The organism is Hydrogenophaga sp. (genome assembly GCF_030651625.1).
GTDB lineage: Bacteria > Pseudomonadota > Gammaproteobacteria > Burkholderiales > Burkholderiaceae_C > Hydrogenophaga.
Map to the genome: position 1 here is coordinate 167,280 of NZ_JAUSCF010000039.1, position 26,064 is coordinate 193,343.

The window sequence follows — 26,064 nt, forward strand, 5'->3', positions numbered from 1 at the left end:
CCTGCCTGCTGGGCAGGCACGCCAGAGACTGCGTGCCATTCCATTGAAACTCAGATAAAGGAAAGCGATGAGACTGATTCTGTTGGGTGCACCCGGCGCCGGAAAGGGTACGCAAGCCACGTTCATTTGCCAGAAGTACGGCATCCCCCAGATTTCTACGGGCGACATGCTGCGCGCTGCCGTCAAGGCTGGAACGCCGCTTGGCGTGCAAGCCAAGTCCGTGATGGAATCGGGTGCTCTGGTCAGCGACGAACTCATCATCAATCTCGTCAAGGAACGCATCAGTCAGGCCGACTGCGCCAACGGCTTCCTGTTCGACGGCTTTCCACGCACCATCCCCCAAGCAGACGCCCTGAAGGCGGCCGGCGTCAAGCTCGACTATGTGCTGGAGATAGACGTCCCCTTCGAAGCCATCATCAATCGCATGAGCGGGCGCAGGTCTCACCCCGCTTCCGGGCGCACTTACCACGTCACCTTCAACCCGCCCAAATCGGAAGGCGTGGACGACATCACCGGCGAGCCGCTGATTCAACGCGATGACGACAAGGAAGAAACAGTGAAAAAGCGCCTGGAGGTGTACAGCGCCCAGACGCGACCACTGGTGGATTACTACAGCGAGTGGGCCAAGCAGGACGCAGCGGCCGCACCAAAATACCGCGCCATCAGCGGCATCGGAAATGTTGAAGAGATCACCGCTCGCGTGTTCGAGGCGCTTGGCCACTGAACCCAGGCAGCACCTCGCCTCTACCGAACCCGGCAATGCCGGGTTTTTTTGTGCCGCTCCTGGCAACTTTGCGGCCGAACTGAACGCCCACAGCGCTCAAGCGGGACCAGACCGCAATCCATAAGCCTTGCCGTCGAAGAACACGTACTCGGCGCGCACCAGAGCCGCGCCTGCTTCATCGATGAAAGTGAAGCCGACCACAGACATTTCCGTGCCCACAGCCACCTCGGGCATTTTCCACTGGTTGATCCGGAACAGCGGCGCCAGCTCGATTTCCCAGCGCCGATCCCGGCGCGTCGGCAGCACTGCTTTACTCAACAGAGCCGTCCCATCGACGTTGGCGCTTTGGGCAGGCACCGGTCGCTGAGCGAGATCAGCAGGCAAAGCAAGCGATTCAGGCAGCTCAAGAATCAGTTCAACGTGCGGATTGCGCCATTTCACCTCGACGACCTTGCCTTCAAGATAGATGGGCCGGTTCTGGTCAAAACTGCTCCAGCCATGGTGAGCCCACGCTGTGCTGCCTGCAGCAGAAAGGCCAGCCAAGGCGCCAGCATGCAGAAATACTCGTCTTTTCACCTGTCTCTCCTGTTGAGTGTGACCTTTGGCTCACACGTAGGCAATCCAGCGCCCGCAGGTCAATACCAGCAACCAGATCACGGTGGAAGCAACCATCAGGGCTTTCGCCCCGCCGTCCAGCCGCTGCAGCGATCGACGCCCATGGAACCAGCCTGCGTTGCATCCGGCCAGCATCAGCAGCAGCATCTTCGCTGTGAATGCCCTGTTCGCCAACAGTTCCTCAGCCTGGGTCGCAAACATCAACAATCCCGATGCCGTAGCCATTGCGAAGCCCAGGCCTGCAATCGCCAGACTGAGTCGTGCCAGGCTCGCCACCGGCAGATCTGACGCAAAGCCAAACACCCGCAGCTCCAGCAAGACGAGATTCCCCAGCAACAGCCCGATGCCCAGTATGTGGACCACCTCCAGCATGGGATAGGCCCAGGGATGAGCGCCCAGTGCGGCAAACATGTCAGTTGCCCCACCGCGAAGCGCGCGACCGACCACGCATGAAACGGCCCACTCCAGGGGCACCGCCGGGCCGCCCGTCGACAAGCTCAGGACGGACGTCCAGTGCCGCTCCATTGAGGAGGTGACGCAAAGCGACGCGAGGGAGTCTCATTTCAACCCGGCAGCAGGTTCAGCATCAGGGCAAGACGGGCTTTGAGGGGGGGGAGCCCATCCGAATCCGGGATTCCGGTTGGATCGGTAGACACCCACCCCCGCGCGCAGCGCGTGCTTCTGACCACACGCACCCCCGCAGCCATGGCGTCTTCCAGTGCCGACAGCAGCGATCGATGGATCGTGCCATTGCCCGTCCCGGCCACGACGATTCCCTGAAGAGGTGCCGGGGACTGGTTGAGGCCATGATCCAGCAGGCAACGCACCATCAGGCCATCTGCGGCCGCATGGCTCAACACGATTTCGACCCGGGGGAGTCGGGTCGCCTTCAAAAATCGCTTCACGGACGATGCATCGAACACCCCCGTTTCCCGATCCGCTGTATCGGCGAATGCTGGCCACGCCCGAAACAGACGAACCTGCCCATGCTCGACAACTCCGATCGGCCCTGCGTCGCCTGAGTCAAACGCATCCACCTGATAGGTATGAGCCTTGACAACATCAAACGCGCTGTGCACCTTGGCCGCACACACTGCCACCACGCCTTTTGCGCCCGCGCGCCGGGCCAGCAACACCGCATCGCTCAGGTTCTGCGGACCATCGGGCACCAGCGCAGTGGCCGGACGCATGGCGCATGTCAGCACCACGGGCTTGCGGGGCTTGAGCACGGACTGAAGGAGGTAGGCGGTTTCTTCCAGCGTGTCGGTTCCATGGGTGACCACCACACCGACCACCTCAGGCCGCGCCAGATGATGGGCGACACGCGCGACCAACGCCTGCCACACAACCAGGTCCATGTCCTTGCTGTCGACCTGTGCCACCTGCTCCACCTCGAACAAGCCGCTGGCCAATGCAGGAATGTCCCTCACCAGATCGGCCACAGCCACCTGGCCAGCCACGTAACCGCTCAGGTCGTCGGGGCGGGAAGCCCTTCCCGCTATGGTGCCCCCTGTGCCCAGCACCACCACACATCCGTCCATCTTCGACAACAAATCTGCTTCGGTCACTTGCCAAATCCCAAAAACTGATAAAAAATACAGTTACTGGATAGGAAAACAGTGTTTCACCATCCACCCGGTTGCACACCGTCCATCTCCTGAGAACGCCATGATCGAGTCACAGCCCTTTGCGCCCAAGCTGACCGCCCGCCAGCAACAAATTCTGGAGCTCATCCAGTCCGCCATTGCGCGAACCGGGGCACCACCCACTCGGGCTGAAATTGCCAGTGAACTGGGCTTCAAGTCGGCGAACGCGGCAGAAGAACACTTGCAGGCCCTCGCTCGCAAAGGCGTCATCGAGCTGGTGAGCGGCACATCACGCGGCATCCGTTTGCGTAGCGAAGACCTTCAGTCCATCAATGCATCGCGGGGTCGCCAGCTTACACTGCCGCTGCCCAGCCTGACCCAGCTCATGCTGCCATTGATCGGTCGCGTGGCGGCCGGTTCACCCATCCTTGCGCAAGAGCATGTGGACCAGACCTATCAGGTCGAACGCAGCCTGTTTCAGCGCACGCCTGACTACCTGCTGAAGGTCAGAGGCATGTCCATGCGCGACATCGGCATCATGGACGGCGACCTGCTTGCGGTCCAGGCCAGCAAAGACGCCAAAAATGGCCAGATCGTCGTTGCGCGCCTGGGTGACGACGTCACCGTCAAGCGCTTCATGCGGCGCGAGCGTTCGATTGAATTGCACGCTGAAAACCCAGACTACAAAACCATCGTGGTCGAACCGGGTGAGCCTTTTGAGATTGAGGGCCTCGCAGTGGGCCTGATACGCAACAGTTTCCAGTTCTGACGAAACTGGCGTCGCCTCAGCAGGTGGCGGGCGTTTGGCCTGGGGGTCCGCAAGGCCTTCTGGCACATCCCTGCGTTGGCGACTTCATTTCAATCCTGCCTGTGTTCAACCCCTCCAAGGAGTTTCGCATGGGAATCCGCTTCAAATCCAGCACATGGCGCGCGCCATTGCGGCTGATCGACAACTTGCTGCCTTTGTGGTCAACGGCACAAACCGCCAGGCCTCTCCAACCCAACCGCGCGCTTCAACTGTTCGCCCGCGCGGGCTGGCTCAACCCGAGCTCAGGGTCTCGGGAGCGCCCTTCCCCTCCTGCGGCGGATCCAGTTTCAGGTCCCCTGGTCTGTGGTGTTCGCGTGCTGCGATCCACCCATGTGGGCGTTGGCGGCAGGCGCGACATGCGCATGGTGATATCTGGCCGAATTGGCGATGTCTGCGCGGAGCTGGACCGCATGGCCGCGCAGGAACAGGCTTCGCTGATGCGGCAGATGTAACAACCCGGAGGTTGCACGCCAGACGGCCTCGAGGCGATGCGCGTGTGAACAGCGTACGACCTGGTGCCCGATTTCAGATAGGGTTCTCTCGCTGCCGGCGAGAGGAAGTGGCCGGAGTGGCACTTGTCGCGCGGCACTGCTCTCCACGCATTGCAGCCGTTGTGGTTTCGTTTCGCATGGTCCCGGGGCGCTGTGCGGGTCAAGGGCGCGCTTCAGGTCACGAATCGAAACAAGTCGGGTCGGTTGTGCGCAAGCCCAGTGTCGTTATGGAATTTCGTGCGGGCACAATAGCGGCATGAATATTGTGATCCTCGATGACTATCAGGACGCCGTGCGCAAGCTGCGCTGCGCCGAAAAGCTGGAACCCTATCCGGCCAAGGTTTTCACCAACACCGTCAAAGGCGTGGGCCAGCTTGCTGTGCGCTTGAGGGATGCCGACGTGCTGGTGTTGATTCGAGAGCGCACCCACATCACCCGGCAATTGATCGAGAAGCTGCCAAAGCTCAAGCTCGTTGTCCAGACGGGTCGCGTGGGTGCCCATCTCGATGTGAATGCCTGCACGGAACGAGGCATTGCGGTGGCCGAAGGCGTGGGCGCCCCATTCTCGACGGCCGAGCTGACCTGGGCGCTGATCATGGCCTCCATGCGCCGCATCCCCCAATATGTGTCCAGTCTGAAGCACGGCGCCTGGCAGCAGTCCGGGCTCAAATCCTCGGCCATGCCCACCAACTTCGGTATTGGCATGGTGTTGCGGGGCAAGACACTGGGTGTCTGGAGCTACGGAAAGATCGGTCAGCTTGTGGCGGGCTACGGTCGGGCCTTCGGTATGCGCGTGGTCATCTGGGGCAGCGAAGCGTCTCGCGCCCGTGCGGCAGCCGATGGCTTCGATGTCGCAACCTGCAAAGAAGATTTTTTTGAATCTGCCGACGTGTTGTCGGTGCATCTCCGCCTGAGCGAAACCAGCGCTGGCTGCATCACGCTGGATGATCTTGGGCGCATGAAGCCCACCTCGCTGCTGGTGAACACCTCTCGCGCCGAACTGCTCGAGCCAGAGGCACTGCTGGCAGCGCTGAACCGGGGCAGACCGGGCATGGCCGCAGTGGACGTGTTTGAATCGGAGCCTATTCTTCAGGGGCATGCCCTGCTCAGGCTGGAGAACTGCATCTGCACGCCCCATATCGGCTACGTCGAGCAGGACAGCTACGAATCCTATTTCTCTGCGGCCTTTGACAACGTGGTGAACTTCATCAAGGGCACACCGACGAACATCGTGAACCCAGGCGCGCTTCAGGTTAGGCGCTGAGCCGGCAATGCGAGGAAAACCAACGCCAGATTTCACCTGGCGTTGGTTTTCGGAACAAATCAGTTCTTCCCACTGTTGCCGCGATCGGATGGCGCGTCGTCCTCCGACGGTGGCACGAAATCGAGCACCTCGAAATCAATCAGGTTGCTCGCTGGTCCTTGTGTCGATGATTCCCCGGGCTTGACGGGTTTTGACGTGGGCTCGACCGGCGCGGCCACTTCGGGCAGCGAAGCTTCAAACTCCGAATAGGCATCCAGCTCGGTGAGATCCAGGTCCAGACCCAGACGGGGGGAGGCTGGCGGCATGGACTCCATCGGTTCGGTGTGGCGCTCCATGGGTTCTGCCGCATCAGCGGCAGCGATGGTGGTTGCCGCCACCGATGTTCCAGCGACCCCGGCGGCTTTGAGAGGCTGTACCTTGGTGTGCTGAAAGTTGGTGAGCGCGTCGGGTGCGGCTTCGCGCTTGACGATGTCTTTGGCGATGGTGTGAAGAAGAAGCAATTCCCGATACGCTTCAAGATCAAACACCTCACCTTCGCCATCGCCAGCTTCGCGAAATATCGACTGTTCGATCACGTCCAGCACGCGAGCATCGCCCCACAGCGCTTGAATTCGTGTGAAGGCGGTCTCGTAGGATTCGAGTCCGCGGCTTTGATCGGAATAGTGCTCAAACGGTGGCGCGCCCGCATTGAACACCTCGTTGAACTCGGTGCGAAGGCGGTCGTAATCGTCGCGACGGTCCAGCCGGTGGTAGAGCTTGAACAAGTCAAGGTAGGCCAGAGGACTCGGCTCATGGCTGTCTGCCAGGTGGTTCACCAGCACCTGGATGGCTTGCTCATCTTCACCCAGCGAAACGAAAAAATCTGCCTGTTGCTGGACATCGAACAGTTCTTCCGTGGCCACGGAGCGTCCCCCCCCGATCGCGCTGGCAGAAAAGTCCCGCTTGTCGCGTGATGGGATGGAAGGGATGCTGTCGCTCTCCCGAGAGCTCAACCTGGAAGCCAATGCGTCGCCCTGCCGTGGTCCGCCGAAACCGGAGTCTTCCCCCAGATCAAAATCCAGATCCAGATCAACGTCACCGCCTTTTGCGGGGACAGATGGTTCCTTGGTCTTTTGGGCCAGTTCGGCCTTGGAGTCTTCGGACCACCATGCCTTCGATGCTTCGCCGTCCTGCGCCTCCCCTTTTCGGCGCCAGACCACGATCAATGCCAACAATGCCATCAGCAGCAAGGCCGCAAGCAGATAGACCAGCCAGCTCATGTAGCGCGAACGGTCCAGGCTTGACTTCATCTGGGCGATGGTGGCCTGGTTGCGCGCTTCTTCGCTCCTGAGGCCCTGGGCCTCCGCTTCCAGCACCGCGAGCTTTTGTGCGTCACGCAAGATGTCATCGGGCGACGCGTTGATGGCCGCCCACAGACGGGCGGCGGACGCACGAACTTCCTCTGAATCGGTTGGCTCACTGAGCATGGTCATGGACAACCTGAGCGTGGGATCGCGCTCTATGTTCAAGCTGAGATCGACGGGCTCCAGCTGCAGACGCGGCGCTGACGCGGGAGGTTGTGGGGCGGCAGGACGTCGCACCACGCTGGGTGGGGTGGAGGCCTGAGCAGGCGCTCGTACAGCAGAGGCCACGGGCGGCGTGGTACGCGGACGCGAGGCTTGCGTTCCCCCGGCTGCTGCGGAAGCATCAGGCGACGCCACCGCCGGGGCTGCCTGGGACGCGCCTGCCGTAGGCAAGGGAGCAACAGCGACGGGCAGGGGAGGTGCGGCGGGCTGCCGCGCCGACTGGGTTTCAGTAACCAGGTCGGCAAGGAACACATACTGCCGGGCGTGAGAGGCGTTGCACCCGGCTCGCAGGTCGACCATGACAATGGGTTCATCAATGACCCTGGCGGCCTGAACGCGAATGGAGGCCTCGGCGTCGGGGGCCGTCCTTTGAGGAATCAGGCTCACGACGGTGGAGGGCAACAGGGTGTCACCATAGCGCACGTCGGCAGACAGGCAAAGTGCATTCAATTCTTCGCCCGGCGCCAGCAAAACCTGGATCCGCACATCCAGTGGACGACCGATCACCGCAGCGCCACTCTGCCGCCCCAAAGACGCAGCGGCACTGCTCAGCACAGTTGATAGCAAAATACAGCCCAACCAGAACTGGCGCACGTCAGTTTTCCTTTGTTATTCGGTGAATCATTCTGTCATAGGTTCTCACCGAACTTCTTGAGTTAATACCTTGATATGCAAGCCATTTTTGAAACAACGGGAATAGTTGGCACAGGCGCCATGGGCAGAGGCATTGCACAGATGGCGGCACAGGCAGGAAGCCGGGTGATTCTGTTTGACGTTCAACCTGGTGCCGCGGAATCGGCTAGGGACGCGCTCCGTGCGACATGGCAGAAACTGGTGGAAAAAGGAAAGCTGGACGCTGACCGGATGCAGGCATGTGTGGAACGGCTGACGGTGGCTGAAGACCTCGCCGATCTGGCCCCCTGCTCCCTGGTCATTGAGGCCATCGTGGAAAAGCTGGATGTCAAACAACGTTTGTTCCGCGACCTGGAAGCCATCGTGGGCGCCGAAGCGGTGCTCGCAACCAATACGTCTTCCCTTTCGGTGACGGCAATTGGTGCGGGCCTTAGCCGTCCGGCGCAATTCGCGGGCTATCACTTTTTCAATCCTGTTCCGCTGATGCGTGTGGTCGAAGTCATCTCCGGGCTGAAAACCGACCCCGTTGTTTGCAAACAACTTTCCGATTTTGCACGTCAATTCGGACACACCCCGGTGTCGGCGCAAGATACACCGGGATTTATTGTCAACCATGCGGGGCGGGGCTACGGAACAGAGGCGTTGCGAGTGGTCGGCGAAAAGGTGGCCGACTTCGCAACCATCGATCGCATCCTGAAGGATCAGATGGGATTCAAGCTCGGCCCGTTCGAACTCATGGACCTGACCGCGCTGGATGTGTCGCACCCGGTGATGGAGTCCATCTACCACCAGTACTTTGAAGAACCCCGCTACCGCCCGAGTGTGATCACCGCGCAGCGCTTGGCCGGCGGCATGGTGGGCAAGAAGGTGGGCGCAGGCTTTTACGCCTATCAGAATGGCGTGGCGCAGGTGCCCGCAGACCCTCCCGCCCCTGCAGCAGATCCGTTGCCGCCCGTGTGGGTGTCGCCCAAAGCGGCTCGCCGGCCAGAGCTCTACCAGTTGCTCAAGGCGCTGGGTGCAGGCATCGAAACCGGCGCGACACCGTCCGAGGCTGCCCTGATTCTGGTCGCTCCGCTGGGCCTGGACGTCACCACACTCGCAGCAGTCGAGCGGCTTGACGCCACCCGCACCATGGGCATCGACATGATGCTGGAAGACACTGCAACCAAACGGCGTGTTCTGGCAACCAACCCGGCCACCCGTCCCGACATGCGCGACGCCGCACACGCCCTGTTTGCCCGGGATGGCAAAGCCGTGAGTGTGATACGCGACAGTGGTGGATTTGTCTCGCAGCGTGTGGTCGCCACCATCGTCAACATCGCGGCCGACATGTGCCAGCAAGGCATTTGCACGCCGGCCGATCTGGATGTGGCCGTTACTCTCGGGCTGGGGTACCCGATGGGGCCCCTGGCCATGGGCGACCGGATCGGCCCCACCAACTTGCTGGAAATTCTGTTCAACCTCCAGACGGTGTACGGCGATCCGCGCTACCGCCCCTCACCCTGGTTGCGCCGGCGTGGCGCATTGGGACTGAGCCTGACGCACGAAGAAATCTGAAGCCTGAGCCACTGAACGACTACACACATGACCGCCATCCTGAAAAGTCACAGCCATGGCCAGACCATGGTGCTTACGCTGAGCAACCCGGAACACCGCAATGCGCTGGGTCCGGAGATTTACGCTGCGGGGGTCGAGGCGCTGAATGTGGCCGAGGGCAACGCGGACATACGCAGCGTGGTCATCACGGGCGAGGGCAGCCATTTCTGCGCGGGCGGCAATCTTCAGCGCCTGCTGTCCAACCGACAACATGCACCCGAAGTGCAGGCCCAGAGCATCGAAGGCCTGCACAACTGGATCGAGACCATCCGCGCCTTCTCCAAGCCTGTGATCGCTGCCGTGGAAGGTTCGTGTGCCGGTGCGGGCTTTTCGCTGGCGCTGGCCTGTGACCTGATCGTCTCTGCGAACAACAGCGTGTTCGTGATGGCCTACTGCAACGTGGGCCTGTCGCCCGACGGTGGTGCCACCTGGAGCCTGATGCGCTCGATGCCCCGGGCAACCGCCATGCAACTGATGCTCGCAGGGGAACGCATCGATGCCCCACGCCTTCATGCGCTGGGGGTGATCACACAGGTGTGCAGTCAGGGAGATGCATTGAACGAAGCGTTGGCCATGGCCGACAAGCTCAATGCCAAGGCCCCCAATGCACTGGCCAGCATCAAAGAACTGGCCAACGAAGCCCCCACAGGTTCGCTGCATGCCCAGTTGGGTGCCGAGCGCGACCATTTCGTGCGCAACCTGCACCATGCCAATGCTGGTGAAGGGATTACCGCATTCCTGGAAAAGCGCCCTGCCCGCTACCGCTGACACCCGCTTGAGAGTGCTCAGGGGCCGTCAAGACCGCCATCACGACACCTGGGGGACAGTGGCTCGCGCATTCCCTGATGCGCGGCCCGGGTCCCTGTGGCGACAATCCCATCATTTCCAGTCACTCATAAGACAGCCAATGGACGAACCGATTCTGACAATGGAAGAACGCGAAGCGATCAACAGTGGTCGCTGGTTCAGTTCTCTTTCACCGTCCCTGCGACACGACATACTCCGATGCGCCCACGTCAAGCGATTCAAGGATGGCGACCTCATCGTCGCCAGAGGCGATCCGCCCACCGAATGGTCGGCAGTGGCCAAAGGCGCGGTGCGTGTCAGCTCCACTTCACTTTCGGGCAAGCAGATCACACTCACCTATGTGGAGCCAGGCGTATGGTTTGGCGACGTGGCGATGTTCGACGGCGATCAGCGCACACACGACGCATACGCACATGGACCCACCACCCTGCTCTGCGTGGCCCGTACCGATTTTCAGAAGATTCTCAACTCGCACGTGGAGCTGTACGAAGCCTTGATGCGACTGCAGGCGCGGCGCATTCGCACACTCTTCGGGCTGGTGGAAGATCTCAACACCCTGCCCCTGCGCGCTCGGCTGGCCAAGCAGCTTCTGCATCTGGCGCGCAGCTACGGCGTGCCGTGTCTGAGCGACGGCAACGAGACACGCATCGGTCTGCAACTGGCCCAGGAAGAACTGGCGCAATTGCTCGGCGCCTCACGGCAACGCGTGAATCAGGAACTCAAGTCGATGGAGCGCGAGGATGCGATCCGCATCGAACAAGGCGGGCTGGTGGTTCGCAACCGGGAAATGCTCATGCGCATCGCGGAAGCCGAATCCTGAGCTGTACAACGTGGGGCGCCAGGTGCCACGGCACTTGGGCCCGGTCAGGCGCTACCGACCTGTCCGTCATCTGCGGGTATCCAGAATGAGCATCAACAAAAATTTCGTGGGCACCCGGCCCGTTTCAGATCAGCACGCCTTCAATGAAGCCGCGTTGCAAGACTGGCTGACGCCACACTTGCCAGGCTTTGCAGGCCCCATGCAGGTGGAGATGTTCAAGGGCGGACAGTCGAACCCGACCTACAAACTCATCACACCCGGAAGCGCCTATGTGATGCGCGCCAAACCAGGGCCCGTGGCCAAACTGCTGCCTTCGGCACACGCCATCGAGCGCGAATTTCGGGTCATGAGCGCGCTGCAGGACACCGACGTTCCAGTGGCCAGGATGCATGTGCTCTGTGAAGACGAATCGATCATCGGGCGCGCTTTCTACATCATGGAGTGCGTTGACGGTCGGGTGATGTGGGATCAGTCGCTGCCGGAACTGGCCCGCGACCAGCGCGCTGCGATCTACGACGAAATGAACCGAGTGATGGCTGCGCTGCACACGGTGAAGCCATCCGCCGTCGGGCTGGACGGCTATGGCAAGCCGGGCAACTACTTCGAACGCCAGATCGGGCGCTGGAGCAAGCAGTACGTGGCATCCGTGACCCAGCCCATTCCCGAAATGGACCGACTCATGGAATGGCTGCCACAGAACATTCCGGCCATGGCGCGCGATGAAAACATGGTGTCGATCGTGCACGGCGACTACCGGCTCGACAACCTGATGTTTCACAAGACAGAGCCGCGCGTGCTGGCCGTGCTCGACTGGGAACTGTCCACGCTCGGGCACCCGCTGGCCGACTTCAGCTACCACTGCATGTCCTGGCACATTCCACCCGGCTCATTCAGAGGCATTGGCGGACTCGATGTGGATGCCCTGGGCATTCCCCGCGAAGACGCCTACATCTCCCGCTACTGTGAGCGCACCGGGTTTGCCACCCCTGATCAGCTCAAGGCCGACTGGAACTTTTATCTGGCCTACAACATGTTCCGCCTGGCGGCGATCCTGCAAGGCATTGCCAAGCGGGTCGAAACCGGCACCGCATCAAGCCCGCAGGCCGTCAGCTCTGCGGCTGGCGCCCGTCCCATGGCAGAGCTGGCCTGGCGCTTTGCAAGCGCCGCCTGACGGCCAATCCAAACATTGATACACACACCCACAGGAGACCCGATGAACTTCGATTACACCGACAAAGTCAAGGCCATGCGTGAACGCCTTCTCGCGTTCATGGATGAGCACGTCTACCCCAACGAAGCACGATTCTTCGCCGAAATCGCCGCCAACCGTGCCAATGGCAATGCCTGGGTGCCCACCACCCTGATCGAAGAACTCAAACCCAAGGCGCAAGCTGCCGGTTTGTGGAATCTGTTCTTGCCGCGCAGCGTGCGTGCGCCCCAGGGTTTGTCCAACCTGGAATACGCGCCCATGTGTGAAATCATGGGTCGTGTACCGTTTGCGGCCGAGGTGTTCAACTGCTCGGCTCCCGACACCGGCAACATGGAAACGTTCGAGCGCTACGCCAGCGAGGAACTGAAAGACCAGTGGCTGGAGCCGCTGCTGCGCGGCGAGATCCGTTCGGCTTTTCTGATGACGGAGCCTGAAGTGGCCTCCAGCGACGCCACCAACATCCAGTGCCGCATCGAACGCGACGGGGACGAATATGTGATCAACGGCCGCAAGTGGTGGTCGTCCGGCGCCGGCGATCCACGCTGCGCTGTCTACATCGTGATGGGCAAGAGCAACCCCGATGCACCCCGGCATTCACAACAATCGATGATCATCGTGCCGGCCAACAGCAAGGGCATCACCATCGTGCGCCCGCTGTCGGTGTTCGGCTACGACGATGCGCCCCACGGCCACATGGAGGTGATCCTGGAGGACGTGCGGGTGCCGGTGGGCAATCTGCTGCTCGGCGAAGGCCGTGGTTTCGAGATTGCACAAGGCCGGCTTGGCCCTGGTCGCATCCACCACTGCATGCGCTCCATTGGCTCAGCAGAACGCGCAATGGAACTCATGTGCCAGCGCCTCAACAGCCGTGTAGCCTTTGGCAAACCGGTGTCGGCCCAGTCGGTCTGGCATGAGCGCATTGCCGATGCGCGCTGTCGTATCGAAATGGCCCGCCTGCTCACGCTCAAGGCCGCCTACATGATGGACACCGTGGGCAACAAGGTGGCCAAGGCTGAGATCGCCATGATCAAGGTGGTGGCGCCCAACATGGCTTGTGATGTGATCGACATGGCCATCCAGGCCCATGGCGGCGGTGGTGTGAGCGACGATTTCCCGCTGGCCTACGCCTACGCCAATCAGCGCACCCTGCGCCTGGCCGACGGCCCGGACGAAGTGCATCGCCAGTCCATTGCCAAACTTGAACTGGCGCGGCACATGGTCGTGAAGACCGACGTGGACATGCCCGTCACCCGGGGCTGCTGAACCCGCAGCACCAGAGCTTCAGCGCTCGAGCTTCTTGATGGCCCGGGCGCTGAAGTGTTCAAAAACGTCCAGAGCGTGCAGCACGGCGTCGCTGTCTGCCGGGTGGTCAACCTGCAGTCGCAAATAGGTATTGCCCCGCGCCAGCATGAACAGCATGGGCGTGCGATCGCTCACGCCTTCTGGCCAGTCCATGAGCAACTCGATGATCGGCTCATCGAGGCAATCCCGTGCGATTTCCGGCGCATCGGTGAGCACAGCGTAGCGCGCCCAGAAGCTGTCGTCCGGTCCGGGCCAGCCGGCGTCGCGGTACATGGACAACCACCGCACCTCTTCCGGCAGTTGTTTCGCGCTGGTCTGCAACGCGTCGGTGACGTTTTCGTAAAGGCTGTTGGCCTGAGCTTCAAACGTGCGCTTGAGCGCCCGGTTCATCAGGATCAGATGCACCTCGTGCGTGAGTCCAAGTTCGGCCTTGGCCTTCAACTCGAAACCCTCGATGTAGCTGCGTGCTGAAGGAGCGCATTCGGCCCGGAACTGCCGATCCAGCCATTGGCCCGCAATGGCATATCCACCATGTTTGCGCGGCACGTGGGCCAGCATTCGTTCCATGGCCCAGTGGTTCATCCCCTCGTTGGCCGCTGGGGAGGACGGACGTGCTGACCAGGCGTTCTTCAGGCGTTCAAACATGTCTCAATGAAATCTCGTAGAGTTCGACCATTATGAACATTCCTACCCTTTTGAGCCGTTGCCACCATGATTGACGTCTACTCCTGGCCCACGCCCAACGGCCACAAAGTGCACATCATGCTTGAAGAATGCGGCTGGCGGCTGGGGCGCGACTGGCAAGTCCACGCCATCAACATCGGCCAGGGCGACCAGTTTCAACCGGCTTTTCTCAAGATCAGCCCGAACAACAAGATCCCTGCGCTGGTAGACCCCAACGGGCCCGATGGCAAGCCGATCAGCCTGTTCGAGTCGGGTGCGATCCTGCTGTACCTGGCGGCGAAGGCCGGCAGGTTTCTGCCAAAGTCTGATCGACAGAAGTTCGAGGTGCTGCAGTGGTTGATGTTCCAGATGGGCGGGGTCGGACCCATGCTCGGACAGGCGCACCATTTCCGCATTTATGCGCCAGAGAAAATCGAATACGCCTACAACCGCTACACCAACGAAGCCAGGCGTCTGTATGGCGTGATGAACGCACAGGTGGCCAAACAACCCTTCATTGCGGGCAAGCAGTATTCGATTGCCGACATCGCCATCTTCCCCTGGCTCAGAAGCTGGCAAAACCAGGGCATCGACTGGGCGGACTACCCGCACCTGAAAACCTGGTTCGACCGCATTGCGGCGCGCCCGGCGGTACAGCGGGGCGTGGCCGTGCTGGCCGATGCGCGTAAACCGCTGACCGACGACAAGGCCCGCGACACACTGTTTGGGCAAACCCAATACAAAAAACGCTAACCAAAATCTGACCTGCCCGGAACCGGGTGAATCACAGGGTACAATTCACAGCTTAGTCGGAGCGTAGCGCAGCCTGGTAGCGCATCTGCTTTGGGAGCAGAGGGTCGCGAGTTCGAATCCCGCCGCTCCGACCATTTATAAAAACAAAAAGGCCCACAGTGTGGGCCTTTTTTGTATCGATTTCACCCTGTCTGCCCGTAGCTCAACTGGATAGAGCAGCTGCCTTCTAAGCAGCAGGTCGGGGGTTCGAGTCCCTCCGGGCAGGCCAATCCGCTCCAAAGTTCAGGCTGTTTTGCTTGCCTGGGCGCAAAAATCACGGAAAACGCAACGCACAAGCCGATACCGGCGTGCAACACGGGTGACTTGACGCGCACGTGGTGGGCTTGAATTCCCGTGAGTGGTGTTTCGTCAACGCTTCACTGAGCGGTGTCGATGCGCAGCACGACGTTTCCCACGGTTTGACCGCTTTCCACTTTTTCATGTGCCTCCGCAATGTCTGACAAAGGCAACCGCTCGGCGATGTTGTGTTGCAGCACATCCCGACGCAAGAAGCGCGTGAGCGTGGCTTCTGTGCGAGCACGGTCGCTGGGGGTGAGGTGGTAGACGATGAAGAACTTGAGTTGCAGGTTCTTGCCGATGAGCGGGAAGAACGGCAACTGGATGGGGTTGGGGCCGCTGCCGTAGACCACGCACTCGCTGTTGGGCTTGAGCATCTCCAGATTGGCGGCGGCGTTGGTGGCAAAGTCGAGTTCGATGATGCGGTCCACGCCCTGTCCCTGGGTGATCTCGGCCACGCGTTCCACCAGGGGTTCCGTCTTGTAGTTCACCACGTCATCAGCGCCGGCGGCTCGGGCCAGTTCGGCTTTTTGCGTGGTGCTCACCGTGGTGATGACGCGCGCGGCTCCCATCAGGCTCGCCATCTGCACCGCGTAATGCCCCACGGCTCCCGCACCTCCGGCCACCAGCACGGTCTTGCCAGACACGCCACCATCCATGGACACGGCATGCAGCGCGGTGAGCGCCGGGATGCCCAGGCAGGCGCCCACCTCGCCACTCACGTTGTCGGGAAGCGGCACAGCCTGCTGCTGGGGCAGGCACACCAGCTCGCAGGCGGTGCCGTGGGGGCGGCCCCAGGCCGCGTTCCACAGCCACACGCGCTCGCCCACCCGGCTGGCGCTCACGCCCTCACCCACCGCATCGATCACGCCCATGCCGTCGCTGTGCGGGATGATGCGCGGGAACGGCATGAGCTTGCTGCGCAGGCCCATGCGCGACTTCACGTCCGACGGATTGACGCCCGACCACTGAACCCGCACGCGAACCTCGCCAGTGGTGGGTTGGGGATCTGGGAGTTCACCGATTTGCAGGACTTCGCGGGCGGGACCGAGGCTTTCGTAGTAGGCGGCTTTCATAGGGCTGGCGAATGTCCTGTCTGGTGTTGGTCTGTGGTCTCAAGCGGTTTGCGGAGCGCGTGAACACGCGAAATGACTCAGCACATCTCCAGGGTATTGCACCACGGTGCTGACCTCACATAAAAAGACCTTCGGCGCCAAGCCTACATTGCCCAGGGGCTTATGGAAGCACCTGATCGATGAGCACACGCAGTCCCTGCGTGTTGTGCGCAACCACCTGCGTACGACCGGACAGGTCGCCACCTTGCGGCAAGGCGTTGCCGCTGCGGCTGATGCGGGCTTCCACCACCACCTCGGGCTCGCCAGACAGTTTGTGCTGGTCCGACATGGCCTGTTGATCGGTGAGGGTGAATTCGGTGGGCTTGGCGCTGGCGGTCATGCGCAGCACCGCAAGTGGCAGTCGAGGACCCTGCGGCGTGCGTGCGGTGATGTAAAGGGTGTCGCCTTCGCGCAGTTGATCACGCAAGGCGGGTGCCACCTCTACCCTGCCCTGAATGCCTGCAAATGCGGGTGCAATGGTGCCAGTCTCTGCCCCACTGGCCTGCATCCCGCTGCGGGCCGCTTCCAGACTGCGGTCCAGGCCGTTTGCGAAGTCGCTGCCGGGTGTAGCGCGCTGACGGGCGCGTTGCCAGTAGGTCTGAGCGGCGGCAAAGTCTTCGCGGCCGTAGGCCGCGCTGCCGGCCAGCGCCAGGGCTTTGGGGTGGTTGGGGTCGATGGCCAGTGCCCGGGTGATCAGTTGCATGGGTTCGCCTTCGGCGTTTTGTCCCTGCAGCATGGTGAGCAGATCTGCGCGGTCGGCCAGCAGGCGCGGGTTGTCTGGGGCCAGTTCGATGGCGCGCTGGTAGGCGCGGTCGGCGTCGGCGTAGCGTTGCAGGCCTGCTTGTGAGCGCGCCAGCATTTCCCAGGCCGCGGCGTCGGCGGGTTGATCCGCCGGGCGGTTCTCCAGCTGCTGGGCCATCTGCCGCACCATGGCATCCACATCGGCAAGCGTGGCACCGGTGGTGGCTTGCCGGTTGTCTGCGGCCATGCGGATGGCGCCCGGCTCACCCAGGCGGGCGTACAGGCCCACGCTGAACGCGGGCACGATGAGCAACAGCAGGGTCAGCGTGGCTGTGCGGTGGGTGGACTGGCCCACGGGTTCGATGGCGGCGGATTCTTCCAGCACGCGCCGGGCAAGTTCGGTCTGCGCCTGCGCATGTTCGGCGGTACCGATGCGGCCGGCGGCCCGGTCGGCGTCGTTTTGCGCGCGCTGCGCATGCAGCAGGGTCAGGTTGCCGACGCTACCGTGGCCGGCTGTGGTACCCGGTGCAGGCTGGCGCAGCAGCACCCTCGCCAGAGGCCAGAGGGTGATCAGCACCAGTGACACTGCAAGTACAACGAACAACGTCATGAACGGCCTCCTGCTTCGTCCAGCAGCCGCTGGGCACGCTGCAGATCCGCAGCATTGAGTGGTGCAGGCGCTGCCTGCGGATCGCGCCGGCGGATGTTTTGCAAAAGCAGATAAAACGCCAGCAGCAGCAGGGCAAACGGCCCCAGCCACAGCGTCACCGTGCTGGCCTTGAGCGGTGGCCGGTAGAGCACAAAGTCGCCATATCGTTGCTTCATGAAATCGAGAATCTGGCTTTGGCTGCGACCTTCGCTGAGCTGCTCGCGGATCTGCTGGCGCAAGTCCACCGCCAGTTCGGCGTTGGATGCGGCGATGGTTTCGTTCTGGCAGACCAGGCAGCGCAGTTCGTGGGCAATGGCCAAGACGCGTTTTTCAAGCGCGGGATCGGCCGCGGTGGGTGTGGCACGATCCCCGGTGGCCATCTGCGCCGATACCACGAAGGGAAACAAGGCCAAAAGCAAGCCGAGCAGCATTTGACGGATGCCAGCAAAGTAAACGCATGGATACGAGGGGGAGCCCCGTCCAGGGCGCCGTCGGGCCAGCTCTGCCGGACGACCAGTGCCGCCCCCTGGGGGGTAGCGCAAGGCGTTGCGGGTTTGGCTGCGGGGGGTACTCATAGTCTGGCAATCATCGGCAACAAGGTGTCGCGCACCACCTCGGGCGTGACCGGCCCGGTGTGCTTGTGGCGAATCACGCCCTGTCGGTCGATCACATAGGTTTCAGGCACGCCATAGACGCCGAAATCGAGGCCAACCCGGCCATCCGTGTCCGAGAGCGTCGCCTGATAAGGGTCGCCGTGCTGGCGCAACCAGTTCAAGGCCAGGTCGCGCCGGTCCTTGTAGTTCAGGCCGATGACGGTGACAGCGCCCGTGCGGGCCAGATCCACCAGCACCGGATGTTCCAGCTGGCAGGCCACACACCACGAGGCCCACACATTGAGCATCCACACCTGGCCCTGCAGCTGCTCGGGTGCGATGCGCCGATCAGGTGCGGCCAGGGTGGGCAGGTTGAAGGCGGGCACCGGCTGGTTCACCAGCGGCGACGGCACATCGCGTGGGTCCAGCCGCAAGCCGGTGAACAGGAACCCCAGCATCACCACGAACACGCCCAGGGGCAACAGGTAGCGCTTCATGAGCGTAGCTTTCCCGTGGCCAGCGCGGGCAGCACCGCACCACTTGCCGGTGCGGCGGCGGCCGCCTCCTTGCGAGAGCGCCGAACACGATAGCGCCGGTCGGCCACGGCCAGCAAGCCGCCCAGCGACATGAGCAGACAGCCGCCCCAGATCCAGTTGACCAGCGGCTTGTGGTGCAGGCGCACGCTCCAGGCGATTTCGCTGACCGGTTCGCCCAGGGCCACGTACAGATCACGCATGACGCTGCGGTCGATGGCAACCTCGGTCATGGGCATACGGCTCACGGTGTAGATGCGCCGCTCGGGGTGAAGTGTGGCGACCGGCTTGCCGTTGCGGGTGACGCTGATGGTGGCGCGGGCCGAGGTGTAGTTCGGTCCCTGCACCAGGTCCATGTCGTCCAGGCGGAAGCTGTGGCCGCCCACTTCGGCACTCTGCCCCACTTCCATGCGCACATCGTTCTCGCTTTCGAAGCTGCTCACCACGGTGACGCCGGCAATGAACACCGCCACGCCAAAGTGCGCCAGCAGCATGCCAGCGTAGCTGCCCGGCTGCGCGCGCAGGGCCACCCACCACGGGGCCGGGTGTGCCCGCAAGCGCTGCACCAGGTTGAGCACCGCCGTGGCGCCCACCCACACAGCCAGCAGCAAGCCCAGACCCGTCAGTGGCGTCCAGGCCCGCAGCAACAGGGGAGCGATGAGGGCGCTGGCCACGCTCACGCCCACCGCCCAGCGCAACTGCCGGGCCAGATCGCCTGCCTCTGCCTTGCGCCAGCGCGCCAGCGGCCCCACGCCCATGAGGAACAGGGCCGGTGCAATCAAAGGAACGAAGACGGCGTTGAAATACGGTGGTCCTACCGAGAGCTTGCCCATGCCCAGCGCGTCGATCAGCAGCGGGTACAGCGTGCCCAGCAGCACCGCGGCAGCGGCCACCACCAGCAGCACGTTGTTGGCCAGGAGCAGACTCTCGCGCGAGAGCAGCTCGAACTGTCCACCGGCCCCAACCTTGGGAGCGCGCCACGCAAACAGCGTGAGCGAGCCGCCCACCACGATGGCAAAGAACACCAGGATGAACACCCCCCGCGCCGGGTCGGTGGCGAAGGCGTGCACCGAGCTCAGCACACCGGAGCGCACGATGAACGTGCCCAACAGCGATAGCGAGAACGCAAGGATCGCCAGCAGCGCGGTCCAGAGCTTGAATCCGCCGCGCTTTTCAGTGACTGCCAGCGAATGCATCAGCGCTGTGCCCACCAGCCAGGGCATGAACGAGGCGTTTTCCACCGGATCCCAGAACCACCAGCCGCCCCAGCCGAGTTCGTAGTAGGCCCAGAAACTTCCCAGCGCAATGCCGGCGGTGAGAAAGCACCAGGCCAGCGTGGTCCACGGGCGCGACCAGTGTGCCCAGGCGGCATCCAGCCGACCGGCCAGCAAGGCTGCCACCGCAAAGGCAAACGCCACCACGAAGCCCACATAGCCCATGTAGAGCATGGGCGGGTGAATCGCCATCCCCGGATCTTGCAACAGGGGGTTGAGGTCTTTGCCGTCCAGCGGCACCGGGAACACACGTTCGAACGGGTTGGACGTGAGCAGCGTGAACAGCAGGAAGCCGACACTGACCAGGCCCATCACACCCAGCACGCGGGCCAGCATGGGCCGGTCCAGCTGGCTCGAGAGATGCGCCACGGCAAAAGTCCACCCAGACAGGATGAGCGACCACAGCAGGATGGAACCTTCGTGGTTGCCCCACACCGCACTGAAGCGGTACAGCAGGGGCAGCGCGGTGTGTGAATGCTCGGCCGCCAGAAGCACCGAAAAATCGCTGGTGATGAAAGCGTGGGTGAGGCACACATAGGCGAACAGCAGCAGCGCAAACTGTGCGGTGGCGGCCGGCCTGGCCAGCGCCATCCAGTGGGTGCGGCCGGTCTGCGCGCCCGCCAGCGGCAGCACGCTCTGCACCAGCGCCATCACCAGTGCAAGCACGGTCGCAAAATGCCCGAGTTCAGGGATCATGGCCGGGCCACCTGGGATGTGGGTGCCATTGCTTGGCTCGCCCGGGCGCGCTCCAGCGCTTCGGCCGCTTCGGGCGCCATGTAGTTTTCGTCGTGTTTGGCAAGCACCTGGTCGGCACGGAACAGACCGTCCGCGCCAAGCTTGCCCTGCGCGACCACGCCCTTGCCTTCCTGGAACAGATCGGGCAGCAGGCCGGTGTAGCTCACCGGGATGGCCTGGGCGGTGTCGGTCACGCGAAAGTGCACGGTGAGGCTTTGCGGGTCGCGCTGCACGCTGCCCTCTTCCACCAGGCCACCCACCCGGAAGCTGCGCTCGCGCGGGGCTTCGTTGGCCATGACCTGCGTGGGGCTGAAAAAGAACACCAGGTTGCTGCGGAACGCATTGAGCACCAGGGCACTGGCGGCGCCCACGGTGAGCAGCCCCACCAGCAGGGCAACGGCGCGGCGGTTGCGTGCTTTCATGCGGCGTGCTCCCCGGCGTCGTGCGATGTCATGGCGCGTTCATCGCCCGCTTCCTGCACCAGCAGGCGCCGGCGCATGCGCACCATCCCCACTTCGGCCACCACCACGGCAGCGGTCATGCCCAGTGAGCCCCACACGTACAGGCCATAGCCGCCCATGGACAAAAAGTCTTGCAGGTCGATCCAGTTCATGAAGCCTCCAGTGCCTGCCGCGCCCAGGGCGTGTGGCGCTCGCGTTCCAGCATGATCACCCGCACCCGGGCCAGTGCGATGGCAATGCAATACATCCAGCACGCCAGCGCCATCACCAGCATGCCCATGAGCATGGGTGTGGCCATGCTGGGCGCCTTGGTGAGGCTGACCGACGCGCCCTGGTGCAGCGTGTTCCACCACTGCACAGAGAAATAGATGATGGGCAGGTTGACCACGCCCACGATGGCCAGCAGGCCGGCGGCGCGGTCGGCGCGGCGCGGGTCGTCAATGGCGGCGTGCAAGGCCATGAAGCCGATGTAGAGGAACAGCAACACCAGCTCGGACGTCAGCCGCGCGTCCCACACCCACCAGGTGCCCCAGGTGGGTTTGCCCCAGAGCGCGCCGGTCCACAGCGCCAGAAAGGTCATGAGCGCACCGGTGGGTGCCAGTGCGCAGGCCATCATGCTGGACAGGCGCGAGTTGAACACCAGCCCGGCCGCAGCCCACAGCGCCATGGCCAGGTACACCACCATCGACATCCAGGCTGTGGGCACGTGCACGAAGATGATGCGGTAGGCCTCGCCCTGTTGCGCGTCGGTGGGCGCCAACCACAGCCCCAGGTACAGGCCGTACACGGTGAGCACAACGGCCAGCGCACCAAACCACGGAATGAGGCGGCCGGCCAGTGGGTAGAAGCGCTGCGGGGCCGCGTAATGAAACCAGTTGATTTGCGGCATGGTCACTCCATGGGTCACTCAAGGGATATGCGCAAGGCGGCGCTGGTGAGCAGCGGCGCGGCGAAGAGGCTGAGCAACAGCAAGGCGCCCAGCAACGAAAAATGTCCAACCACGTCCAGCCCGGCGTCATGAGCCTGCACGGCACCCGCGCCAAAAATGAGCACCGGAATCACCAGCGGCAGCGTGAGCAATGACATCAGCACACCGCCGCCACGCAGGCCCAGCGTGAGCGCGGCGCCAATGGCACCCACCAGACTGAGCACCGGTGAGCCCACCAGCAGGGTGAGGAACAGCACGCCGGTGGCAGAAGCAGACAGGTCGAACTGCAAGGCCAGCAGCGGCGAGACCAGCACCAGCAGCAGCACCGAACCGCACCAATGCGCGGCGATTTTGCCCAACACCAGCACAGGCAATGGATGCGAAGAGAGCAGCAGTTGCTCCAGCGTGCCGTCGGCATGGTCATCGGAAAACAAGCGGGCCAGCGGCAGCGTGCAGGCCAGCAGCGCTGCGACCCACACCACGCCGGGCGCCATGGTGCGCAGCAGTGCGGGTTCCGGGCCCACGGCCAGCGGGAACAGGCTGACCACCATCACGAAAAACACCAGTGCGGCCAGCGAATCGGTGCGGCGGCGCAAGGCGATGCGCAGGTCGCGCTGGAAGATGCAGCGAAAACCGTCGAACCAGCCGGGGGACTTGCCCTGCAGCGGTGCGTGTGTGGCCACGGTGGTGTTCACAGCTGCAGCACCTGTTGAGGTGCGTCGTCCAGCGCCACGCCCTGGTGGCTGGTGAGCACCACCGAACCACCGCGCATCAGCTGCGAGCGGATCAGGCTTTCGAGCCAGGTGGTGGCGGCGGTGTCGAGCGAGTTGAAGGGTTCGTCGAGCACCCACAGCGGTGCGGCCCGTACGAGCACCAGCCGCGCCAGGCCACAGCGCCGGCGCTGACCCTGGGAGAGGCGGCGCACCGGGGTGCGTTCAAAACCCCGCAGTCCCGCATCGCCCAGCGCATGAAGCACGGCGGCGCGTGGTGCGTGTTGACCACCCAGGCTGCAGGCGACAAGCAGGTTGTCGGTGGGCGAGAGATCGTCTTTCAGCGCAGCGGAATGGCCCAGGTACACCAGTTCACGGCCCCAGCGCTCGCGCTGCTCCGCCAGCGGCTGGCCGCGCCAGCGTACTTCGCCGCTGCTGGGCGCCAGCAGGCCACACACCATGCGCAGCAGACTGGTTTTGCCCGCGCCATTGGCACCCGCCACGCGCAGCAAATGGCCACCAGGCAGCTGAAGGTCGAGTCCGCTGAACAGGGTGCGCTCGCCGCGCACGCAGCTCACGCCGTGGAGCGTGAGGGCGGCGGTCATGTCTTCTGGGCTCCGTCAAACAAACTGGGAGCGCTGTGGAGGGCATTCATGAAGTGCGGCGTCTGCGTATTCAAGGGCTGTGTCGAGGGAACATACGGGGCGGCTGTCAACTGCATATGTCAACTTACTGTGACACTTATATCACCAGACTTTGATTGACACAAACCGGGAAACCCGAACCCGGCGGTTGTCCACACACCACACAAGAGTCCTCCTGCTGACGGTCATACGGGAGCGGGCGTGTCAAGGCAGGGCCGCTTCCTCGTGCTGCAGCGCACAAGCAAATACCTTTTGACAAATTCATGTGTCATGTTAAATTGACACATGTTGATGTCACATTTTGATGACGTCAACGGGTTCACTGAGGGGCTTCCATGGACCTGATGTCACGCATCCAGAGCGCACTTGACCATCAACTGGCTCAAGCCCACCGTCCCAGCGCCCCGCCCCGCCTGCTGGCCGCCATGCGCCACGCCGTGTTCCCCGGTGGCGCACGCATCCGCCCCCAACTGTGTCTTGCCGTCGCCCATGCATGCGGAGAAGACGCCCCCGCCCTCACCGATGCGGTGGCCGTGGCGATCGAGTTGCTGCATTGTGCGTCGCTCGTCCACGACGACATGCCCTGCTTCGATGATGCCGACATCCGGCGTGGCCAGCCCACCGTGCACAAGGCGTACGGCGAACCACTGGCGCTGCTGACCGGCGATGCCTTGATCGTGATGGCCTATCACGCACTGGCACGGGCCGGCGTACACCACCCGGAAAGGTTGGCAGGCCTGATCGACACCGTATGCACCGGCACCGGCGCACCCGACGGCATCGTGGCAGGACAGGCCTGGGAATGCGAGACACACGCCGACCTGGGCCAGTACCAGCGCGCCAAAACCGGCGCGCTCTTCGTGGCATCCACCTGCGCCGGCGCACAGGCAGCGGGCGCCGACCCGGCAGGCTGGCGCTCCCTTGGTGAATGCCTGGGCGAGGCCTACCAGGTGGCCGACGACATTCGCGACGTGATGCTGCAGGCCGAAGAACTGGGCAAGCCCGCCGGTCAGGACGCCAGCCATGGCCGCCCCAGCGCCGCCGCCGACCTGGGCCTGGTGGGTGCCGTGCGGCATTTCCGCCGCTTGATGGACGCGGCCGTGGATTCGGTGCCCCCCTGCGCGAGCCGTGCTGCCATGCGACAGATCGTGCTGCACGAGTCAGAGCGACTCATTCCGCGAACCACCTGCGACCGCATCACCGGCGAACGCCACCTCTGGGCGCCCGCGCGCACCCCGGCTCACCGCGTGGTGGCCTGAACCAAAAAACGCTCATGACCACCCTGCACTCCAGCAAACCCTTGCTGCCTCTGGAAAGCAGCGCCTCGTGGCGTGATCGCCTTGCGACACGCATCGACCGCTGGATGACCAGCCCGGCGCTGTACCAGTGGGTATTGACCAACCCGCTGACGCGCTGGATGGTGCGGCGCCGCTCGAAGCAGTTGTTCGAGGTAATGGCGGGCTTTGTGCATTCGCAGGTGCTGCTGGCCTGTGTGCGTTTGCGTCTGCTGGAACTGGTGCTGGCGCAGCCGCGAACGCTGGTTGAACTCTCGTCCCTCACCCAACTGCCAGCGGCCGGTTTGCAGCGCCTGCTGGACTCGGCGGTTTCCATGCGGCTGCTGGCATTGCGTGGTGGCGACCGCTACGGCCTGGGCAGTCTGGGTGCGCCGGTGGTGGCGCACCCAGGCATTCGAGACATGGTGGAACACAACGCCACCCTGTACGAGGACCTGCGCGACCCGCTGGCTCTGCTGCGCGACCCGGACCAGGCCCGCATGCACGCTTACTGGCCTTACACAGACCACCAGGCCGGTGCGCCCCAACCCAAGGCACCTGAAGCGCAGTTCGCGCGCTACTCGGCGCTCATGGCCACATCGCAACGGTTCGTGATCGATGAACTGCTCGCCGCCTATCCGTTCTCTGAACACCGCTGTGTGCTGGATGTGGGCGGTGGCATGGGCGGCTGGGTCACGGCCCTGGCACGGCATCAGCCCGGCTTGCAGTTGCAGTTGTTTGACCTGCCACCCGTGGCGGACCTGGCGCGCGAACAAATACGACGCCAGGGACTGGCTGCACGCATCACTGCGTTTGGCGGCAGCTTCACCGAAGATCCACTGCCCACAGGCGCCGATCTGGTCACGCTGGTGCGCGTGGCGCACGATCACGACGACGCCACCGTGCTCGCCTTGCTGCGCGCGATCCAGACGGCGCTGCCGATGGGTGGGACCCTGCTGCTGGCCGAACCCATGGCGCAAGGCGACGGCCAGGCATCCAGCACCGACCCGTACTTCCATTTTTACCTGATGGCCATGGGCTCGGGGCGGCTGCGCACGCCGCAAGCCTTGGGCGCCCTGATGACCCGTGCCGGCTTCAACCACATCGAGCTCGCGCCCAACCCCATGCCGCTGCATGCGCAGCTCCTGGTGGGCCGGAAAACTAAGTGTTTTCCCTCAGATTCGACCCGATGCGTCCATTTAGATTGACACTTTAATCTGTCACGTTCTTAATA

The 26,064-nt window shown here is 63.1% G+C and carries 27 protein-coding genes and 2 tRNA genes; 14 read left to right on the forward strand and 15 right to left on the reverse strand.

The genetic code is table 11. The annotated features are described in order from the left end of the window. Positions 1 to 67: 67 nt before the first annotated feature. The gene (gene adk, locus Q7V46_RS19130; RefSeq protein WP_304915162.1) at positions 68 to 724 is read left to right on the forward strand and encodes an adenylate kinase; all 657 of its coding nucleotides are present in this window, start codon (positions 68 to 70) and stop codon (positions 722 to 724) included. A 96-nt stretch (positions 725 to 820) separates the two neighbouring features. Here adk and Q7V46_RS19135 read toward each other — a convergent pair whose 3' ends face one another. The 3 genes from Q7V46_RS19135 to Q7V46_RS19145 all read right to left on the reverse strand — a co-directional run bounded on the left by Q7V46_RS19135 (position 821) and on the right by Q7V46_RS19145 (position 2,907). After that, a complete protein-coding gene (locus Q7V46_RS19135) occupies positions 821 to 1,300 on the reverse strand; it encodes a DUF6152 family protein (RefSeq protein ID WP_304915163.1) in 480 nt (159 codons plus the stop codon). A 30-nt stretch (positions 1,301 to 1,330) separates the two neighbouring features. Then, positions 1,331 to 1,750: a hypothetical protein gene (locus Q7V46_RS19140; RefSeq protein ID WP_304915164.1), complete on the reverse strand. Its 420-nt coding sequence runs from the start codon at positions 1,748 to 1,750 to the stop codon at positions 1,331 to 1,333. Between the two features lie 152 nt (positions 1,751 to 1,902). Further along, on the reverse strand, positions 1,903 to 2,907 hold the full coding sequence (locus Q7V46_RS19145; protein WP_370690390.1) for an asparaginase: 1,005 nt from the start codon (positions 2,905 to 2,907) through the stop codon (positions 1,903 to 1,905). A gap of 100 nt (positions 2,908 to 3,007) precedes the next feature. Between Q7V46_RS19145 and lexA the strand changes: the two genes are divergently transcribed. From lexA to Q7V46_RS19160, 3 genes are all read left to right on the forward strand, one after another. After that, positions 3,008 to 3,694, forward strand: a complete 687-nt coding sequence (gene lexA / locus Q7V46_RS19150; protein WP_304915165.1) for a transcriptional repressor LexA — start codon at positions 3,008 to 3,010, stop codon at positions 3,692 to 3,694. A gap of 128 nt (positions 3,695 to 3,822) precedes the next feature. Further along, entirely contained in the window at positions 3,823 to 4,185 is a 363-nt protein-coding gene (locus Q7V46_RS19155) for a hypothetical protein (RefSeq protein WP_304915166.1), read from the forward strand. 295 nt (positions 4,186 to 4,480) lie between these two features. Continuing rightward, positions 4,481 to 5,488: a D-2-hydroxyacid dehydrogenase family protein gene (locus Q7V46_RS19160; protein ID WP_304915167.1), complete on the forward strand. Its 1,008-nt coding sequence runs from the start codon at positions 4,481 to 4,483 to the stop codon at positions 5,486 to 5,488. A 59-nt stretch (positions 5,489 to 5,547) separates the two neighbouring features. Here the strand turns inward: Q7V46_RS19160 and Q7V46_RS19165 are convergent, their stop codons facing one another. Then, positions 5,548 to 7,647: a FimV family protein gene (locus Q7V46_RS19165; RefSeq protein ID WP_304915168.1), complete on the reverse strand. Its 2,100-nt coding sequence runs from the start codon at positions 7,645 to 7,647 to the stop codon at positions 5,548 to 5,550. A gap of 75 nt (positions 7,648 to 7,722) precedes the next feature. Here Q7V46_RS19165 and Q7V46_RS19170 point away from each other — a divergent pair, with 75 nt between their 5' ends. The 5 genes from Q7V46_RS19170 to Q7V46_RS19190 all read left to right on the forward strand — a co-directional run bounded on the left by Q7V46_RS19170 (position 7,723) and on the right by Q7V46_RS19190 (position 13,382). Continuing rightward, positions 7,723 to 9,243 (forward strand): 3-hydroxyacyl-CoA dehydrogenase, encoded by a 1,521-nt coding sequence (locus Q7V46_RS19170; RefSeq protein ID WP_304915169.1) that lies wholly within the window; start codon positions 7,723 to 7,725, stop codon positions 9,241 to 9,243. A 27-nt stretch (positions 9,244 to 9,270) separates the two neighbouring features. Continuing rightward, positions 9,271 to 10,050: an oxepin-CoA hydrolase, alternative type gene (locus Q7V46_RS19175; protein WP_304915170.1), complete on the forward strand. Its 780-nt coding sequence runs from the start codon at positions 9,271 to 9,273 to the stop codon at positions 10,048 to 10,050. Positions 10,051 to 10,189: 139 nt separating this feature from the next. Beyond that, positions 10,190 to 10,909, forward strand: coding sequence for a Crp/Fnr family transcriptional regulator (locus tag Q7V46_RS19180; RefSeq protein WP_304915171.1), 720 nt, complete (start codon positions 10,190 to 10,192; stop codon positions 10,907 to 10,909). An 85-nt stretch (positions 10,910 to 10,994) separates the two neighbouring features. Then, positions 10,995 to 12,080 carry a phosphotransferase family protein gene (locus tag Q7V46_RS19185; RefSeq protein WP_304915172.1) on the forward strand — a complete coding sequence of 362 codons (1,086 nt, stop codon included), beginning with the start codon at positions 10,995 to 10,997 and terminating at the stop codon, positions 12,078 to 12,080. Between the two features lie 42 nt (positions 12,081 to 12,122). Further along, entirely contained in the window at positions 12,123 to 13,382 is a 1,260-nt protein-coding gene (locus Q7V46_RS19190) for an acyl-CoA dehydrogenase family protein (RefSeq protein WP_304915173.1), read from the forward strand. An 18-nt stretch (positions 13,383 to 13,400) separates the two neighbouring features. Here the strand turns inward: Q7V46_RS19190 and Q7V46_RS19195 are convergent, their stop codons facing one another. Further along, the gene (locus Q7V46_RS19195) at positions 13,401 to 14,066 is read right to left on the reverse strand and encodes a hypothetical protein (protein WP_304915174.1); all 666 of its coding nucleotides are present in this window, start codon (positions 14,064 to 14,066) and stop codon (positions 13,401 to 13,403) included. A 66-nt stretch (positions 14,067 to 14,132) separates the two neighbouring features. Here Q7V46_RS19195 and Q7V46_RS19200 point away from each other — a divergent pair, with 66 nt between their 5' ends. From Q7V46_RS19200 to Q7V46_RS19210, 3 genes are all read left to right on the forward strand, one after another. Continuing rightward, on the forward strand, positions 14,133 to 14,837 hold the full coding sequence (locus tag Q7V46_RS19200) for a glutathione binding-like protein (RefSeq protein ID WP_304915175.1): 705 nt from the start codon (positions 14,133 to 14,135) through the stop codon (positions 14,835 to 14,837). 57 nt (positions 14,838 to 14,894) lie between these two features. Continuing rightward, positions 14,895 to 14,971, forward strand: a tRNA-Pro gene (locus Q7V46_RS19205). 57 nt (positions 14,972 to 15,028) lie between these two features. Then, a tRNA-Arg gene (locus Q7V46_RS19210) sits at positions 15,029 to 15,105 on the forward strand. 148 nt (positions 15,106 to 15,253) lie between these two features. Here the strand turns inward: Q7V46_RS19210 and Q7V46_RS19215 are convergent. The 10 genes from Q7V46_RS19215 to ccmA all read right to left on the reverse strand — a co-directional run bounded on the left by Q7V46_RS19215 (position 15,254) and on the right by ccmA (position 23,517). After that, positions 15,254 to 16,249 (reverse strand): NADPH:quinone reductase, encoded by a 996-nt coding sequence (locus Q7V46_RS19215; RefSeq protein ID WP_304915176.1) that lies wholly within the window; start codon positions 16,247 to 16,249, stop codon positions 15,254 to 15,256. 160 nt (positions 16,250 to 16,409) lie between these two features. After that, positions 16,410 to 17,639, reverse strand: coding sequence for a c-type cytochrome biogenesis protein CcmI (gene ccmI / locus Q7V46_RS19220; RefSeq protein WP_304915177.1), 1,230 nt, complete (start codon positions 17,637 to 17,639; stop codon positions 16,410 to 16,412). Next, on the reverse strand, positions 17,636 to 18,109 hold the full coding sequence (locus tag Q7V46_RS19225) for a cytochrome c-type biogenesis protein CcmH (protein ID WP_370690391.1): 474 nt from the start codon (positions 18,107 to 18,109) through the stop codon (positions 17,636 to 17,638). The genes ccmI and Q7V46_RS19225 overlap by 4 nt, the downstream gene beginning before the upstream one ends. A gap of 140 nt (positions 18,110 to 18,249) precedes the next feature. Next, the gene (locus tag Q7V46_RS19230) at positions 18,250 to 18,768 is read right to left on the reverse strand and encodes a DsbE family thiol:disulfide interchange protein (RefSeq protein ID WP_304915178.1); all 519 of its coding nucleotides are present in this window, start codon (positions 18,766 to 18,768) and stop codon (positions 18,250 to 18,252) included. Then, positions 18,765 to 20,774: a heme lyase CcmF/NrfE family subunit gene (locus Q7V46_RS19235; RefSeq protein WP_304915179.1), complete on the reverse strand. Its 2,010-nt coding sequence runs from the start codon at positions 20,772 to 20,774 to the stop codon at positions 18,765 to 18,767. The genes Q7V46_RS19230 and Q7V46_RS19235 overlap by 4 nt, the downstream gene beginning before the upstream one ends. Then, a complete protein-coding gene (gene ccmE, locus Q7V46_RS19240) occupies positions 20,771 to 21,235 on the reverse strand; it encodes a cytochrome c maturation protein CcmE (RefSeq protein WP_304915180.1) in 465 nt (154 codons plus the stop codon). Before ccmE ends, Q7V46_RS19235 begins: the two co-directional genes overlap by 4 nt. Then, positions 21,232 to 21,426 (reverse strand): heme exporter protein CcmD, encoded by a 195-nt coding sequence (ccmD, locus tag Q7V46_RS19245; protein WP_304915181.1) that lies wholly within the window; start codon positions 21,424 to 21,426, stop codon positions 21,232 to 21,234. Before ccmD ends, ccmE begins: the two co-directional genes overlap by 4 nt. After that, complete coding sequence (ccmC, locus tag Q7V46_RS19250; protein WP_304915182.1) at positions 21,423 to 22,163, reverse strand: heme ABC transporter permease CcmC; 741 nt, start codon at positions 22,161 to 22,163, stop codon at positions 21,423 to 21,425. Before ccmC ends, ccmD begins: the two co-directional genes overlap by 4 nt. 14 nt (positions 22,164 to 22,177) lie before the next feature. Then, positions 22,178 to 22,867 (reverse strand): heme exporter protein CcmB, encoded by a 690-nt coding sequence (ccmB, locus tag Q7V46_RS19255; RefSeq protein ID WP_370690401.1) that lies wholly within the window; start codon positions 22,865 to 22,867, stop codon positions 22,178 to 22,180. A gap of 26 nt (positions 22,868 to 22,893) precedes the next feature. Continuing rightward, a complete protein-coding gene (gene ccmA, locus Q7V46_RS19260) occupies positions 22,894 to 23,517 on the reverse strand; it encodes a cytochrome c biogenesis heme-transporting ATPase CcmA (protein WP_304915183.1) in 624 nt (207 codons plus the stop codon). Positions 23,518 to 23,891: 374 nt separating this feature from the next. Between ccmA and Q7V46_RS19265 the strand changes: the two genes are divergently transcribed. Together Q7V46_RS19265 and Q7V46_RS19270 are read left to right on the forward strand one after the other, a co-directional pair. Then, positions 23,892 to 24,815: a polyprenyl synthetase family protein gene (locus Q7V46_RS19265; protein ID WP_304915184.1), complete on the forward strand. Its 924-nt coding sequence runs from the start codon at positions 23,892 to 23,894 to the stop codon at positions 24,813 to 24,815. A 14-nt stretch (positions 24,816 to 24,829) separates the two neighbouring features. Then, complete coding sequence (locus tag Q7V46_RS19270; protein ID WP_304915185.1) at positions 24,830 to 26,038, forward strand: methyltransferase; 1,209 nt, start codon at positions 24,830 to 24,832, stop codon at positions 26,036 to 26,038. Positions 26,039 to 26,064 lie beyond the last annotated feature (26 nt).